This is a genomic window from Tenacibaculum insulae, assembly GCF_964512435.1.
In the GTDB taxonomy this organism is placed as follows: Bacteria; Bacteroidota; Bacteroidia; order Flavobacteriales; family Flavobacteriaceae; genus Polaribacter; species Polaribacter insulae_A.
Genome location: NZ_OZ208512.1, coordinates 2,265,001 through 2,280,546 on the forward strand (window position 1 = coordinate 2,265,001; position 15,546 = coordinate 2,280,546).

The window sequence follows — 15,546 nt, forward strand, 5'->3', positions numbered from 1 at the left end:
ATCAAACCAGTTCGTATGTTTTTAATGATTCAGATCATGCAGCAAATCTTTTTTCATTAAAAGAATTAGGATTTATTTACACACGTTTAAATAACCCTACCAATCAAATTTTACAAGAGCGTTTAGCTTCTTTAGAAGGCGGAACAGGAGCTGTAGTATTCGCATCTGGTACGGCAGCAATTTCAACAGGATTGTTAACGTTGTTAAAAGCAGGAGATCATATTGTAGCTTCAAGTAGTTTGTACGGTGGAACTTACAATTTATTAAATGTTACTTTACCAAGATTAGGTATTACAACTACTTTTGTTGATGCTTCTAATCCAGATAACTTTGAAGCAGCTGTACAGGATAATACCAGAGCATTTTTTGTTGAATCTTTAGGGAATCCGAAATTAGATGTGTTGGATTTAAAAGCTATTTCTACACATGCAAAAAAAGCTGAAGTTCCTTTTATTGTTGATAATACAGTAGCTACACCAGCATTGTTAAATCCGATAGAACATGGTGCAAATATTGTAATTCATTCATTAACAAAATATATTGGAGGTCAAGGAAATTCTTTAGGAGGAGCAATTATTGATGCAGGAACTTTTAACTGGGCAAATGGTAAATTCCCTGAATTTACAGAACCATCAGCAGGATATCACGGATTGGTTTATCATGACGCTTTAGGTGCAGCTTCTTACACATTTAAATTAATTTTAGAAGGGCTAAGAGATTTTGGAGGTGCTTTAAGTCCTACAAATGCATTTAATATTATTCAAGGATTAGAAACATTAAATATCAGAATAAAAAAGCATAGTAAAAACGCACTAGATATTGCTACATGGTTGGAAGAGCAACCAGAAGTAGCTTGGGTAAATTACCCAGGTTTAGAAAGTAGTAAATATAACAAGTTAGCAAAAACATATTTATCAAAAGGACAAAGTGGTATTGTTACATTTGGTGTAAAAGGTGGTTATGAGGCAGCAAAAAAAGTATCTGATAACACAAAACTTTTCTCATTATTAGCAAATATTGGAGACACAAAATCACTAATCATTCACCCTGCTAGTACAACACATCAACAATTAAGTGAAGAAGCACAAGAAAGTGCAGGTGTTACGAATGATTTAATTCGTTTGTCTGTAGGACTTGAAGATTTAGCAGATTTAAAAGGCGATTTAAAAGAAGCTTTTTCTACCATATAAACATAAAAAAGAATCGAATGTATTGAGTCTTATTTTTTTGAAGGGGAATAAATTCATGTAAATCGTTCGGTTTTATATTTAAAAAACATACAATTGACAAATACATTAGCACATATAAATATTATTGATTTTACCACGGAGAGCGGTGTTTTATTTAGTAAAATAGCTTTAAGTTATCAGATTTTTGGGGAAAAATTAGGAACTGCTCCTGTGGTATTAATCAATCATGCTTTAACGGGTAATAGTAATGTTGCTGATGTTAAAAATGGTTGGTGGAAAGAATTAATAGGACAAAATAAAGCGGTAAATACTGATAAATACACAGTTTTGTGCTTTAATATTCCTGGAAATGGACATGATGGTTTTTTAATAGAAAACTATAAAGATTTTATAGCTAGAGATATTGCTAAAATATTTTTATTAGGCTTAGAAGAACTAAATGTAAAGCAATTATTTGCTTTAATTGGCGGGTCATTAGGTGGTGGAATTGCTTGGGAAATGGCTGTCTTAAACCCAAAAATAACAAAGCATTTAATTCCGATAGCTACCGATTGGAAATCTACCGATTGGTTGATTGGTAATTGCCAAATTCAAGAACAGTTTTTAAATAATTCAAGTAGTCCTGTACACGATGCTCGTATGCATGCAATGTTATGCTATAGAACTCCAAAATCTTTTAAAGAACGTTTTCATCGATCAAAAAGAGAAGATTCAGAAGTTTTTAATGTAGAAAGTTGGTTGTTACATCATGGTAAAAAATTACAAGAGCGCTATCAGCTAGCATCATATAAATTAATGAATCAATTATTAAAAACAATTGATGTTACTAAAGGTGTAAATAATTCAGACATTTTAGAAATAATTGAAGCAGAGATACACATTATTGGTGTTGATTCTGATTTGTTTTTTACAGCTGAAGAAAATAGAGAAACTCAAAAAGAATTAGCGTTAGTACATTCAAACGTTACTTATAACGAAATAAATTCGGTTCACGGACACGATGCTTTTTTGATTGAATATGAGCAGTTAGAAAAAATAATTGCTCCAATTTTTAATCTAAATATAAAAAATAATAAAATGAAGATATTAAAATTTGGCGGAAAATCGCTGTCGAATGAAGGAATTAATAATGTAATTTCTATTATTGAACAAAAAGTAAATAATCAAGAAAATATAGCTGTAGTAGTATCTGCAAGAGGAAATGCTACCGATCAATTAGAAGAAATTTTAGAAAAAGCTACTAAAAACAAAACCTATATCGAACAATTTGAAGCTTTTAAATACGAACAATCTAAATTAACTCCGTTAGTTGATTTTTCGCCAGAGTTTTCTCGTTTAGAAAAGTTTTTTGAAGGTGTTAGTTTATTAGGTGATTATAGTCAAAAAATAAAAGACGAAGTTTTAGCACAAGGTGAGTTATTATCAACCAAAACAGTTTCAGCACTTTTAAACGAAAAAGGAATAAAAGCAAATGCTACAGATGCTAGACAATTATTAAAAACGGATGAAAATTTTGGTAACGCACAACCAATTATAAATATATCTAAAGAAAATGTAGTAAAACATTTTAAAAATCATAATGGTGAAAAAATAAATATTGTAACAGGTTTTATAGCATCTAACTTAAAAGGAGAAACTACTACTTTAGGTAGAAATGGTAGTAACTACACAGCGTCTTTATTGGCAAATTATTTAGATGCAGAAGAGTTGCAAAATTATACACATGTTGATGGGATTTTTACTGCAAATCCTGATTTAGTAGCTGATGCAAAAAAAATAGAAGAATTATCATTTTCTGAAGCAAATGAATTAGCTAATTTCGGAGCCAATATTTTACATGCAAAAACGATTATTCCGTTATTAGAAAAAAATATCAATCTTCGAATTTTAAATACATTTAATCAAGATGATAAAGGAACGTTAATTACCGCTAAATCAAATTCAAAAGGCATAAAATCCTTATCAGTTTTAGATAATGTAGCGCTATTAAATTTTGAAGGAAGAGGTTTATTGGGGAAAGTAGGGGTAGATGCACGTATTTTTAGAGTTCTAAGTAATAACGGCATTAGTGTTAGCATTATATCTCAAGGATCATCAGAAAGAGGTATTGGTTTAGTTATTGATAAAGACAAAGCCAATGAAGCGGTTAGAGCTTTAGAGCAAGAATTTGAAAGTGATTTTTATACCAAAGATGTAAATCAAATAGCAATTATAAACGATGTTTCGGTAATTTCAATAATTGGGCAAGATTTAAGTGAATTTCATCATCCGTATAATGCGTTGATAAAAAATCAAATTGTTCCGTTGTTATTTAACAACACAATTTCGGGAAAAAACGTAAGTTTAGTGGTTAAAAAAGCGCAATTACATAAAGCTTTAAATGTAATTCACGGACAGGTTTTTGGTGTTGCAAAAAAAATAAATATAGCCATATTTGGTAAAGGTTTAGTTGGTGGTACACTGATTAATCAAATAATAGCAAACACAAAATCAATCGTAGAAAGAAAGAAAATTCAACTAAATATTTTTGCCATTGCAGGCTCTAAAAAAGTATTGTTAAGTAGCGATGGCGCTGTAGAAAATTGGAAAACAATTTTAAAAAATAATGAAGATGAAACACATATTGTTGATAGCGTAATAGATTTTGCTAAAAAGTACCATCTCGAAAATTTAATAGCTGTAGATAATACCGCAAGTGGCGAATTTATAGAAAATTATATACCGTTAATAGAAAATGGTTTCGATTTAGTTTCATCAAACAAAATAGCAAATACGGTATCTCACAAATTTTATAAAAATTTACGAAAAACATTAGAAATTAATAACAAATCATATTTGTATGAAACCAATGTTGGTGCAGGTTTACCTTTAATTGATACCATTAAATTATTGCATGATTCTGGCGAAAACATTACACGTATTAGAGGGGTGTTTTCAGGTTCGTTAAGTTATTTATTTAATAAGTTTTCTTCGGATGAAGTTCCGTTTTCAAACGTATTACAAGAAGCAATTGATAGCGGATTTACAGAGCCAGATCCGAGAGAAGATTTATGCGGAAACGATGTAGCACGAAAACTATTGATTTTGGCTCGTGAGTTAGATTTAGAAAATGAATTTGAAGATATTACTATCGAAAATTTAATTCCAACAGAATTTAGAGACATTTCATCAGCAGAATTTTTATCGAATTTAGATAAATTAAACACCGAATTTAAAGATAAAAAAGATGCTCAAGAAAAAGATCACGTATTACGATATATAGGCGATTTACATGGCGATTTATCAAAAACAAAAGGAGAGTTAGATGTAAAATTAGTTTCGGTACCAACAAGTTCTCCTTTAGGAAGCTTAAAAGGGTCGGATGCAATTTTTGAAATTTATACAGAGTCGTACGGAGCGCAACCTATCGTAATTCAAGGAGCAGGAGCAGGAGCAGAAGTAACTGCAAGAGGTGTTTTTGGCGATATTTTACGATTGGCAAACAAACAATAAATAGAAATACTAATTTTTATAAAATATACTAGATATTGATTTATCAATATAAAAAAACAAAAAATATGAGTAAAAATTTCGAAACCGAAGCAATTAGAACGCAAACAGAACGATCGCAATTTTCTGAGCATTCTACACCTTTATACTTAACATCTAGTTTTGTATTTGATGATGCTGAAGATATGAGAGCGTCTTTTGCCGAAGAAAAAGAAAAGAATTTATATAGTCGATTTTCAAACCCAAATACCACAGAATTTGTAAATAAAATTGTGGCAATGGAAAAAGCGGAAGCGGGCTATGCTTTTGCAACAGGAATGGCAGCTGTTTTTTCTACTTTCGGGGCTTTGTTAAATGCTGGCGATCATATAGTTTCATGTCGTTCGGTTTTCGGTTCTACTCATAGTTTATTTACTAAATATTTGCCAAAATGGAATATTGAAACTAGTTATTTTAAAATTAATGAAGTCGATACTATTGAGAGCTTAATTAAACCAAATACTAAAATATTATATGCAGAAACGCCTACAAATCCGGCAGTTGATATTATAGATTTAGAGTTGTTAGGTAAAATAGCAAAAAAGCATAATTTATTATTAGTGATAGATAATTGTTTTGCAACACCATATTTACAAAACCCAATAGATTTTGGTGCAGATTTAGTAATTCACTCAGCTACAAAATTAATTGACGGACAAGGAAGAGTTTTAGGAGGAGTTGCTGTTGGTAAAGCCGATTTAATTCGTGAAATTTATTTGTTTTCAAGAAATACAGGACCAGCAATGTCTCCGTTTAACGCTTGGGTATTATCAAAAAGTTTAGAAACATTAAGTATTCGTGTAGAAAAACATTGCGAAAATGCGTTACAGGTAGCGGAGTTTTTAGAAGCTCATCCGAAGGTAAATTTAGTGAAATATCCTTTTTTAAAATCGCATCCAAAATACGAAATAGCAAAAAAACAAATGCGCTTAGGTGGTAACATTGTTGCTTTTGAGGTTAAAGGCGGTATTGAAGCAGGACGTAGTTTTTTAAATGCCATTAAAATGTGCTCATTGTCTGCAAATTTAGGCGATACACGAACTATTGTAACGCATCCAGCATCTACAACGCATAGTAAACTTAGTATTGATGACAGATTAGAAGTTGGTATTACTGACGGTTTGGTACGATGTTCTATTGGTTTAGAAAATGTAACGGATATTATAAATGATTTAAAACAAGCATTAGAATTATCAACAAAATAAAAAGTGTATTTTTGTACTATGCTTTCTAAAAAAACGAAATACGGATTAAAAGCGCTAACATTTATTGCTAGGCAAGAAAAAGGAGATAAAGTTCAAATTGCAACTATCTCTAAAAGCGAAAATATTTCACATAAATTTTTAGAAAGCATATTACTTACCTTACGAAGAGCTGGTTTTTTAGGAGCTAAAAAAGGAAAAGGCGGAGGCTATTATATGTTAAAAGAAGCATCAGAAATTAAAATGACTGATGTTATTAGAACCCTAGAAGGACCAATTGCCATGTTGCCTTGTGTAAGCCTTAATTATTACGAAAAATGTAGTGATTGCCCAGACGAAGATGCTTGTTCTGTTCATAAATTAATGATACAAGTAAGAGATAATACACTTCAAGTTCTTAGAAATAATACCCTTGCTGATTTAGTTTAAAATTAAACAAAAATTACCTTAATGTTAATTTTTTAAATAAATGTTTTTTTATTTAAAATGAATATATACATTTGTCGCACATTAAAACCTAGTAACCCGATAGGGTATTATATTTTAAAATGATTTTAGAACAATTCATAGAAGATAAAAAAAATTATAAGTCAGATAAAGCTTCAGAAAATCCGTTACGAAGTTTTGTAAAGTCTGTTAGTTGGAGAGTAATTGGAACCATTGATACCGTTTTAATTTCTTGGATAATAACTGGCGAGTTAACCTTAGCTTTTTCAATAGGAAGTATAGAGTTGGTAACAAAAATGGTATTGTATTTCTTTCACGAAAGAATTTGGAATAAAATAAAATGGGGAAAATAATGAGCTTACAAGAGCAATTAAATATTGAAGAATTAAATAAAGGATTAGAAAAATTAAGTCCGAAAGAAATAATTGAGTGGGTTTTCGATTTAAGTCAAAAAACAATCATTACAACTAATTTTAGGCCTTACGAAGTAGCTATTTTACATTTAATTGCTACCAAAAATCCTTCAATAAAAGTTATATGGTGCGATACAGGTTATAACACACCTCAAACTTATAAACATGCGGAAGAGTTAATAAAAAAATTAAAGTTAAATGTAGCATTATATGTACCAAAACAAACGGTTGCACATCGTAATATTATAATGGGACTTCCTTCGGTAGATGATGAGAATCATGCTCTTTTTACCGAGCAAGTAAAGTTAGAGCCCTTTAAAAGAGCAATGGCTGAACATCAACCAAAAATATGGTTTACAAATTTACGTAAGGGACAAACTGCTTTTAGAGATGGTATTGGGGTTTTATCTTTTAGTAAAGACGGTATTTTAAAGGTAAGTCCGTTTTATCACTGGTCAGATGAAGATTTAGACGAATATTTAAAAGAACATAATTTGCCAAACGAGTTTAAATACTTCGATCCAACAAAAGTAGAAAGCAATAGAGAATGTGGTTTACATATTTAAAAGATATGATTATGAATACAAAAACAATACAAGTAGGAGCTTTAGAAAGCGAAGCTATATATATATTTAGGGAGGTAGTCGCTCAATTTGAAAAGCCAGTGTTATTATTTTCGGGGGGAAAAGACAGTATAACACTGGTGCGACTCGCACAAAAAGCATTTTATCCGGCTAAAATACCGTTTCCATTAATGCACATAGATACAGGACATAATTTCCCTGAAACTATTGAGTTTAGAGACCGTTTAGCAAAAGAATTAGGGGTTGAGTTAATTGTAAGAAATGTACAAGATAACATAGATACCGGAAGAGTTAAGGAAGAGAAAGGGAGATACGCGAGCCGAAATATGCTGCAAACAGAAACGTTATTAGATGCAATTGATGAGTTTGGTTTCGATGCATGTATCGGCGGTGCGCGTAGAGATGAAGAAAAAGCAAGAGCAAAAGAACGTATTTTTTCTGTTCGTGATGATTTTGGGCAATGGGATGAAAAAAATCAACGTCCAGAGTTGTTTGATATGCTAAACGGAAGAATTGATTTAGGGCAAAATGTACGTGTTTTTCCTATTTCAAACTGGACAGAATTAGATGTTTGGTCATACATTCAAAAAGAAAACATCGAAATACCATCCATTTATTTTGCTCACAAAAGAGCTACTTTTTTAAGAGACGGATTAATATGGTCGGCAGAAGACGATGTAGTTTATAGAGATGAAGAAGAAGTAGTACAAGAACGAATGGTGCGTTTTAGAACCGTTGGTGATATGAGTTGTACCGCCGCAGTACTTTCTGATGCCGTAGATATAGATACTGTAGTTAACGAAATTAAAGTATCAACCATATCAGAACGTGGAGCTAGAATAGATGATAAAAGATCTGAAGCAGCTATGGAAAAACGTAAACAGCAAGGGTATTTTTAAAAAGCCCCCTTTCCCCCGAAGGGGGAGCAACGGAATCGAAATGAAAAACAGTCTGCAAGGTTTAAAGAATCTGTAGGTCATAAAATAACAATACTCTTATTTTAGCCGAGTAAGAGTTCCTTCCCTTTGGGAAGGTTAGGATGGGCTTGAGTTATGAACGTATTAAAAATAGCAACAGCAGGTAGTGTAGATGATGGTAAAAGTACCTTAATTGGTCGTATTTTATACGATACCAAATCACTAACAGACGATAAATTAGAAGCCATTGAAGAAAAAAGTAAGCAAAGAGGTTTTGACTACTTAGATTTTTCATTAGCAACGGATGGTTTAGTTGCCGAAAGAGAACAAGGAATTACGATTGATGTAGCGCATATATATTTTTCAACACCAAAAACCAGTTTTATAATAGCAGATACTCCTGGGCATATCGAGTACACACGAAATATGGTTACAGGAGCCTCTAACTCACAAGCATCAATTGTGTTAATTGATGCACGTAACGGAGTTATAGAACAAACTTACCGACACTTTTTTATAAACAATTTATTGCGCGTAAAAAACGTAGTAATTGCTATTAATAAAATGGATTTAGTTGATTTTTCTGAAGAAAAATTTAACGAAATCAAAAATGAAATCGAGTATTTAGCAGGTAAAAGCTCGTACAAAGGTCAAAAATTAACATTCATTCCAATGTCTGCTTTAAAAGGAGACAATGTTGTGCAAAAATCAGAAAATACACCTTGGTATAAAGGAGCAACCTTATTAGATCATTTAGAAGGTTTGGTATCTGAAGATTTACAAGAAAAATCTCAAACACGTTTTCCTGTACAAACTGTAATTAGACCAAAAACAGCCGAATATCATGATTTTAGAGGTTATGCAGGTAAAATTTATGGAGGCGATTTAGCAGTAGGAGATTCTGTAACAGTTTTACCATCGGCAACTGCATCAAAAATAAAAAGCATTCATTTTTTTGATGAAGAATATTTACAAGCAAAAAGAGGAAGCTCGGTTACTATTACTTTAGAAGATAATGTAAATGTAAGTAGAGGAGATATGTTGGTAAAAGTTGAAGAACAACCTACGGTTACCAAAGAATTAAATGCAACTATTTGTTGGATGGATAAAGAACCTTTACAAGCAGCTAACAAATATTATATAAAGCATGGTGTAAATGATGTACAAGCAAAAATAACAGGATTATCATCACTTATAAAAACTGATTTTTCTGGTACAGAAGAAAATCCACCAGCATTAACATTAAATGAAATAGGAGAAGTTAGTTTAAAAGTAAGTAAACCATTATTTGTAGATGCTTACAGTAAAAATAAAGCAAACGGAACCTTTATTTTAATCAATCCAAAAACCAATAATACAGCCGGTGTTGGCTTTATTCAGTAATTAAAAATAGTATGGCAATTATAATAACCGATGAATGCATCAATTGCGGAGCATGCGAACCAGAATGCCCAAACACAGCTATTTACGAAGGAGCTGAAGATTGGAAATATAGCGAAGGAACTTCTTTAACAGGAAGTGTAAAATTAAAAGATGGTAGTACGGTAGATGCTGACGAAACACAAGAAGCAGTCTCAGACGAATACTATTTTATAGCACCAGATAAATGTACCGAGTGTATTGGTTTTCATGAAGAGCCACAATGTGCCGCGGTATGTCCGGTAGATTGTTGTGTTCCAGATGACAATTATGTAGAAACAGAAGAAGAATTATTGACAAAGCAAAAATTCTTACACAATTAATTAAAAAGTAACGCTTACAAGCCTAAGATATATAGTAATGCAAAGTTTTAGAACCGAAATAGAGAACCCAATTGTAGAAAAAGATATTCTAGAATTAGAAAGAAAAATTCAACTTTTTAAAGAGGGAAAAATAGACGAAGAACGTTTTAGAAGTTTACGTTTGGCAAGAGGAGTTTACGGTCAGCGTCAGTTTGGTGTACAAATGATTCGTATAAAATTACCGTTTGGTAGAGTTACAAGCGAACAGTTACATAGAATTTCTGATGTTTCAGATGAGTATTCTCGTGGAAGATTACACATCACTACCAGACAAGATATTCAAATACATCACGTAAGTTTAGATAGAACGCCAGAATTATGGGCGCAACTAGAAAAAGATGATATTACACTACGTGAAGCTTGTGGAAACGCGGTAAGAAATATTACGGCATCAGAAACTGCAGGAATTGATGTAAACGAACCTTTTGATGTTTCGCCGTATGCAGATGCTACGTTTAAATTCTTTTTAAGAAACCCAATTTGTCAAGAAATGGGACGTAAATTTAAAATGTCTTTTTCGGGTACAGATGATGATACAGCGATTAGTTTTATTCATGATTTAGGATTTATAGCAAAAATAAAGACTGAAAACGGTGTTACTAAAAAAGGATTTAAAGTATTATTAGGAGGTGGTTTAGGATCGCAACCAAGACATGCAGATGTTATTTACGACTTTTTAGAAGAAGACGTATTAATACCAACTATTGAAGGTGTTTTAAGAATTTTTGATCGATTTGGTGAGCGTGCAAAACGCGCAAAAGCAAGGTTAAAGTTTTTAGTAAAGGATTTAGGAGTTGATACTTTTTTACAATTAGTATCTGATGAAGTTAATGCTTTAGAAAATAAAACATTTAAAGTAGATACTACCGAGTTTGAACAACCAATTTCTTTTCAAGAAATAGCAATTCCTTCAGTAAAAATTGAAGATGAAGTTGCTTATAAAAAATGGAAAGAAACCAATGTAATCAAACAAAAACAAGAAGGTTTATTTGCAATAGGGCTTAAAATTCATTTAGGTGATTTTTATACGCCTAAAGCAAGGTTGTTAGCAGATTTAGTTAAAAAATATGCAGCAAATGAAATCCGTTTAACCTTACGTCAAAATATTTTAATTCGTCATGTAAAAGAAGAATTGTTACCTTTTTTCTATGTAGAATTACAAAAATTAGGTTTTGCAAAAGCAGGTTATAATTCTACAGCTGATATTACAGCATGTCCAGGAACTGATACTTGTAATTTAGGAATTTCAAGTAGTACAGGAATTGCGGTAGAACTAGAAAAGGTATTAGAAGAAGAATATCCGAAGTATTTAAATAATAAAGAAATCGCTATTAAAATTAGTGGTTGTATGAATGCTTGTGGGCAACACAATATGGCACACATTGGTTTTCAAGGAATGTCTATAAAAGTAGGCGCTTTGCAAGCACCAGCATTACAAATTTTAATAGGTGGTGGTATTTTAGGTGATGGGAAAGGACGTTTTTCTGATAAATTAGTTAAAGTACCAAGTAAAAGAGGTCCAGAAGCATTACGTATTTTATTAAATGATGTTGAAAATAATCAGCAAGAAGAGGAAACTTTTTTAGCGTATTACGATAGACAAGGAAAAACATATTTCTACGATTTATTAAAAGGATTGTCTGATACAACAAATTTAGAACCAAGTGATTTTATTGACTGGGGACATTCCGAAAATTACGTAAAAGCAATTGGAGTAGGTGAATGTGCGGGAGTTGTAATTGATTTAATAGCAACACTTTTATTTGAAAGTGAAGAAAAAATTACAAACTCAGCAGAGGCTTTAAAAGAAAATCAATTTTCAGATAGTATTTATCATTCATATACCTCTTTAGTTAATACAGCAAAAGCTTTATTAATTGCCGAAAATATAAAAACAAACACACAAGCAGGTATTATTACAAGCTTTCAAGAACATTTTGTAGCGACTAATAAAGTTAGTTTAGATGTTAGTTTTGAAGAGTTAGTATATCAAATAAAAAGAGAAAACCCAACAAAAGTATTTGCAGAAAATTATTTAAATGACGCAAAATCATTTTATAAAAAAATAGATGCTTTTAGAAAACAAGAAGTTAGTCATGCTTAATAAAAAACCAAAATTAACCGTTGTTGGTGCAGGTCCTGGAGATGTAGATTTAATTACATTAAAGGCAATAAAAGCATTAAAAAAAGCAGATGTTGTTTTATATGATGCTTTGGTAAATGAAGAATTATTAGAGTTTATAAATCCGAATGCAGAACAAATTTTTGTTGGAAAAAGAAGAGGATGTTATAAATATCAGCAAGAGCAAATTAATGAGTTAATTGTAGCAAGAGCAAAAAGTCACGGGCATGTAGTTCGTTTAAAAGGTGGTGATCCTTTTATTTTCGGGCGCGGTGCTGAAGAAATGGAATATGCAGCAGGTTTTGGAGTAGAAACAGCAATGGTTCCTGGTATTTCATCATCATTAGCAGTTCCGGCATATCAAAATATACCAGTTACAAAAAGAGGTAGTGCAGAGAGTTTTTGGGTGATTACAGGTACAACAAAAGAGCATAAATTATCTAATGATGTGGCTTTGGCAGCAAAATCTAATGCAACAGTTGTTGTATTGATGGGAATGGGAAAATTGCCAGAAATTGTAAAATTATTTCAACAAGAAAATAAAAATAATTTACCAGTAGCTATTATTCAGGACGGTACAACTTCTAGAGAAAAAGTAGGTATTGGTACGGTAGATACTATTTTAGAAATTGTTAAAAAAAATGAGCTAAGTAACCCAGCAATTATTATTTTAGGCGAGGTGGTTAAACATCAGCAAGATTTAAAAAGAATACAAGAAAAAGCCGCAATTGAAAATTTGTTGCTCGCTTAAAATAATTTATTGGCATGGTAAAGCACAAGGTAAAACGAACGATCAGAAAAACAAAGTACATACTTTATAAGGAAACATCGTTAGATTATATAGAGAGTTTTTGGTCTTTTATAGGTGCTTTTATCGGAATAGGAATTATTGCTTTTATACAATCTTTTTATTTATCAAAAGTTGAAAATATTTTTTTAATAGGTTCGTTTGGTGCCACTTGTGTTTTAGTTTATGGCGCAATTCAGAGTCCGTTAGCACAACCAAGAAATTTAATTGGCGGTCATGTTTTATCCGCAATAATTGGCGTTACAATAGCTAAATTTTTGCCAGATATTATTTGGATTACCGCACCATTGGCAGTTTCGGTATCAATTATATTAATGCAATACACAAAAACATTGCATCCACCAGGAGGCGCAACGGCTTTAATAGCAATAATAGGTACAGAAAAAATAAAAGAGTTAGGTTATATGTATGTTTTTTCGCCAGTTTTAAGCGGCGTACTTATTTTATTTGTAGTGGCTTTAATAACAAATAATATGACTAAAAACAGAAGCTATCCAACTAATAAAAAATATACGAGAGTATTTAGAAAAATAAAACGTTGATTTTTTAAAAAGAAGAAAATGAGTGTAGAGAAAAATAATTTATATCCGATTTTTTTAAAAACAGAACAGTTAGCAATTTTAATAGTTGGAGGAGGTTTTGTAGCGTTAGAAAAATTATCTTTTTTATTAAAATCGAGCCCAGATGCTAAAGTAACCATGGTTGCTCCTTTTTTTAGAGAAGAAACAAAAGAATTGGCAAAAGAGTTTACGGTAAATATGATTGTTGATAGCTACAATGAATCGTATTTAAATAACCAAAATATAGTTATAGCTACAACCGATAATGTAGAGGCAAATATACAGGTTTATAAAGATTGTAAGCAAAATAATATTTTAGTAAACGTTGCTGATAATCCACCATATTGCGATTTTTATATGGGCGGGATTGTAACGAAAGGAAATGTGAAAATAGCGATTTCTACAAACGGAAAATCGCCAACAACCGCTAAAAGATTACGTCAGTTTTTTGAAGAGGTAATTCCGGAAGATATTAACGAATTAGTAGAGAATTTAAATAAATATAGAAAAACCATTAAAGGGAATTTCGAAAAAAAAGTAGAAACATTAAACAAACTCACAGAGAGTTTAGTGAAATATTAAACAAATGATTACAACAGATATATTAATTATAGGCGCAGGACCTACAGGATTATTTACCGTTTTTGAAGCAGGATTGTTAAAATTAAAATGTCATTTAATTGATGCGTTGCCACAACCAGGAGGGCAATGTTCAGAAATATATCCGAAGAAACCTATTTATGATATCCCTGCATATCCAGAAATTTTAGCAGGTGATTTAACCGATAAGTTAATTGAACAAACGAAGCAGTTTGAACCTGGTTTTACTTTAGGAGAACGTGCAAATACCATTGAAAAACAAGAAGACGGAACTTTTATTGTAACTACTAATAAAGGAACAAAACACCACGCTCCAATAGTTGCTATTGCTGGTGGTTTAGGAAGTTTTGAACCTCGTAAGCCACCGATTCCTAATATTGCAGATTTTGAAGATAAAGGGGTTGAATATATTATTCGTGATCCAGAACTGTATAGAGATAAAAAAGTGGTGATTTCTGGAGGTGGAGATTCGGCTTTAGATTGGGCAATTTTCTTATCAGATGTAGCGTCCGAAGTAACCTTAATTCATAGAAGAAACGAATTTAGAGGAGCGTTAGATTCAGTTGAAAAAGCACAAGAGTTAAAAAATTTAGGGAAAATTAATCTAATTACTCCAGCTGAAGTAAAAGGAATTTTAGGGAAAGAGCACGTTACAGGAGTAGCCGTTGAAAAGAAAGGAGAAGAACCTTTTATTATTGATACAGATCACTTTATTCCTTTATTTGGATTATCACCAAAATTGGGGCCAATAGCAGATTGGGGATTAGAAATTGAAAAAAATGCAATTAAAGTTAACAATGCTTTAGATTATCAAACAAATATTCCTGGTATATTTGCAATAGGAGATGTAAACACGTATCCAGGTAAGTTAAAGTTAATTTTATGTGGTTTTCATGAAGCTACTTTAATGTGCCAAAGTGCTTATAAAATAATTCATCCAGATAAAAAATATGTGATGAAATATACAACAGTAGGAGGAGTTGAAGGTTTTGATGGAACTAAAAAAGAAGCACCAAAAGCAGTAGTAAAAGCAATTCAGTAATAAGATTTAATACTAAATAATGTCAGCAGATATCAATATAAAAATAACAGATAGAGAAGGAGTACTTCACGAAATTATTGCACCAACAGATATGGCAATGAATTTAATGGAAGTAATTCGTTCATACGAATTAGCAGAAGAAGGTACCATAGGCGTTTGTGGTGGTATGGCAATGTGTGCTTCTTGTCAATGTTATGTGAAATCTGAACATGAATTACCAGAAATGAGCGTTGATGAAGATATGATGTTAGCAGAAGCTTTTCATGTTGAGGACAATAGTCGTTTAGGGTGTCAAATTCAAATGAAACCAGAATTAGAAGGATTAGAAGTACAATTAGCGCCTGAAATGTAA

Annotated in this window: 15 protein-coding genes (1 of these 15 only partly in view); all 15 read left to right on the forward strand. The window is 31.7% G+C overall.

The window, feature by feature from the left end; all coding sequences use genetic code 11:
- On the forward strand, positions 1-1,190 hold the 3' portion of the coding sequence (locus tag ACN5J5_RS10450; protein ID WP_418644837.1) for an O-acetylhomoserine aminocarboxypropyltransferase/cysteine synthase family protein. 85 nt of this gene lie to the left of the window's left edge; the window shows 1,190 of its 1,275 coding nt (coding positions 86-1,275); its start codon lies off the left edge, out of view; the stop codon is at positions 1,188-1,190.
- 93 nt (positions 1,191-1,283) lie between these two features.
- The gene (gene thrA, locus ACN5J5_RS10455) at positions 1,284-4,682 is read left to right on the forward strand and encodes a bifunctional aspartate kinase/homoserine dehydrogenase I (protein WP_418644838.1); all 3,399 of its coding nucleotides are present in this window, start codon (positions 1,284-1,286) and stop codon (positions 4,680-4,682) included.
- A gap of 65 nt (positions 4,683-4,747) precedes the next feature.
- A complete protein-coding gene (locus tag ACN5J5_RS10460) occupies positions 4,748-5,923 on the forward strand; it encodes a trans-sulfuration enzyme family protein (protein WP_418644839.1) in 1,176 nt (391 codons plus the stop codon).
- An 18-nt stretch (positions 5,924-5,941) separates the two neighbouring features.
- Positions 5,942-6,349, forward strand: a complete 408-nt coding sequence (locus ACN5J5_RS10465; protein ID WP_418646545.1) for an RrF2 family transcriptional regulator — start codon at positions 5,942-5,944, stop codon at positions 6,347-6,349.
- 119 nt (positions 6,350-6,468) lie between these two features.
- On the forward strand, positions 6,469-6,720 hold the full coding sequence (locus ACN5J5_RS10470; RefSeq protein WP_418644840.1) for a DUF2061 domain-containing protein: 252 nt from the start codon (positions 6,469-6,471) through the stop codon (positions 6,718-6,720).
- Positions 6,720-7,346, forward strand: coding sequence for a phosphoadenosine phosphosulfate reductase family protein (locus tag ACN5J5_RS10475; protein ID WP_418644841.1), 627 nt, complete (start codon positions 6,720-6,722; stop codon positions 7,344-7,346). Before ACN5J5_RS10470 ends, ACN5J5_RS10475 begins: the two co-directional genes overlap by 1 nt.
- Before the next feature lie 11 nt (positions 7,347-7,357).
- On the forward strand, positions 7,358-8,263 hold the full coding sequence (gene cysD, locus ACN5J5_RS10480) for a sulfate adenylyltransferase subunit CysD (RefSeq protein ID WP_418644842.1): 906 nt from the start codon (positions 7,358-7,360) through the stop codon (positions 8,261-8,263).
- A gap of 153 nt (positions 8,264-8,416) precedes the next feature.
- The gene (locus ACN5J5_RS10485; RefSeq protein ID WP_418644843.1) at positions 8,417-9,664 is read left to right on the forward strand and encodes a sulfate adenylyltransferase subunit 1; all 1,248 of its coding nucleotides are present in this window, start codon (positions 8,417-8,419) and stop codon (positions 9,662-9,664) included.
- 11 nt (positions 9,665-9,675) lie between these two features.
- On the forward strand, positions 9,676-10,023 hold the full coding sequence (locus ACN5J5_RS10490; RefSeq protein WP_418644844.1) for a 4Fe-4S dicluster domain-containing protein: 348 nt from the start codon (positions 9,676-9,678) through the stop codon (positions 10,021-10,023).
- 37 nt (positions 10,024-10,060) lie between these two features.
- The gene (locus tag ACN5J5_RS10495) at positions 10,061-12,166 is read left to right on the forward strand and encodes a nitrite reductase (RefSeq protein WP_418644845.1); all 2,106 of its coding nucleotides are present in this window, start codon (positions 10,061-10,063) and stop codon (positions 12,164-12,166) included.
- Positions 12,159-12,935, forward strand: coding sequence for a uroporphyrinogen-III C-methyltransferase (gene cobA / locus ACN5J5_RS10500; RefSeq protein ID WP_418644846.1), 777 nt, complete (start codon positions 12,159-12,161; stop codon positions 12,933-12,935). Before ACN5J5_RS10495 ends, cobA begins: the two co-directional genes overlap by 8 nt.
- A gap of 14 nt (positions 12,936-12,949) precedes the next feature.
- Entirely contained in the window at positions 12,950-13,534 is a 585-nt protein-coding gene (locus ACN5J5_RS10505; protein WP_418644847.1) for an HPP family protein, read from the forward strand.
- 18 nt (positions 13,535-13,552) lie between these two features.
- Positions 13,553-14,134, forward strand: coding sequence for a precorrin-2 dehydrogenase/sirohydrochlorin ferrochelatase family protein (locus ACN5J5_RS10510; protein ID WP_418644848.1), 582 nt, complete (start codon positions 13,553-13,555; stop codon positions 14,132-14,134).
- Between the two features lie 4 nt (positions 14,135-14,138).
- Positions 14,139-15,194 carry an NAD(P)/FAD-dependent oxidoreductase gene (locus tag ACN5J5_RS10515; protein ID WP_418644849.1) on the forward strand — a complete coding sequence of 352 codons (1,056 nt, stop codon included), beginning with the start codon at positions 14,139-14,141 and terminating at the stop codon, positions 15,192-15,194.
- A gap of 19 nt (positions 15,195-15,213) precedes the next feature.
- On the forward strand, positions 15,214-15,546 hold the full coding sequence (locus ACN5J5_RS10520) for a ferredoxin (protein WP_418644850.1): 333 nt from the start codon (positions 15,214-15,216) through the stop codon (positions 15,544-15,546).

Bases quoted from the DNA above. Each gene is read 5' to 3' on its own strand.
- ACN5J5_RS10510 (WP_418644848.1), top strand. From the start codon at position 13,553: ATGAGTGTAGAGAAAAATAATTTATATCCGATTTTTTTAAAAACAGAA.
- ACN5J5_RS10495 (WP_418644845.1), top strand. From the start codon at position 10,061: ATGCAAAGTTTTAGAACCGAAATAGAGAACCCAATTGTAGAAAAAGAT.
- cobA (WP_418644846.1), top strand. From the start codon at position 12,159: ATGCTTAATAAAAAACCAAAATTAACCGTTGTTGGTGCAGGTCCTGGA.
- ACN5J5_RS10470 (WP_418644840.1), top strand. From the start codon at position 6,469: ATGATTTTAGAACAATTCATAGAAGATAAAAAAAATTATAAGTCAGAT.
- ACN5J5_RS10465 (WP_418646545.1), top strand. From the start codon at position 5,942: ATGCTTTCTAAAAAAACGAAATACGGATTAAAAGCGCTAACATTTATT.
- ACN5J5_RS10515 (WP_418644849.1), top strand. From the start codon at position 14,139: ATGATTACAACAGATATATTAATTATAGGCGCAGGACCTACAGGATTA.
- ACN5J5_RS10490 (WP_418644844.1), top strand. From the start codon at position 9,676: ATGGCAATTATAATAACCGATGAATGCATCAATTGCGGAGCATGCGAA.
- ACN5J5_RS10475 (WP_418644841.1), top strand. From the start codon at position 6,720: ATGAGCTTACAAGAGCAATTAAATATTGAAGAATTAAATAAAGGATTA.
- ACN5J5_RS10520 (WP_418644850.1), top strand. From the start codon at position 15,214: ATGTCAGCAGATATCAATATAAAAATAACAGATAGAGAAGGAGTACTT.
- ACN5J5_RS10485 (WP_418644843.1), top strand. From the start codon at position 8,417: ATGAACGTATTAAAAATAGCAACAGCAGGTAGTGTAGATGATGGTAAA.
- cysD (WP_418644842.1), top strand. From the start codon at position 7,358: ATGAATACAAAAACAATACAAGTAGGAGCTTTAGAAAGCGAAGCTATA.
- ACN5J5_RS10460 (WP_418644839.1), top strand. From the start codon at position 4,748: ATGAGTAAAAATTTCGAAACCGAAGCAATTAGAACGCAAACAGAACGA.
- ACN5J5_RS10505 (WP_418644847.1), top strand. From the start codon at position 12,950: ATGGTAAAGCACAAGGTAAAACGAACGATCAGAAAAACAAAGTACATA.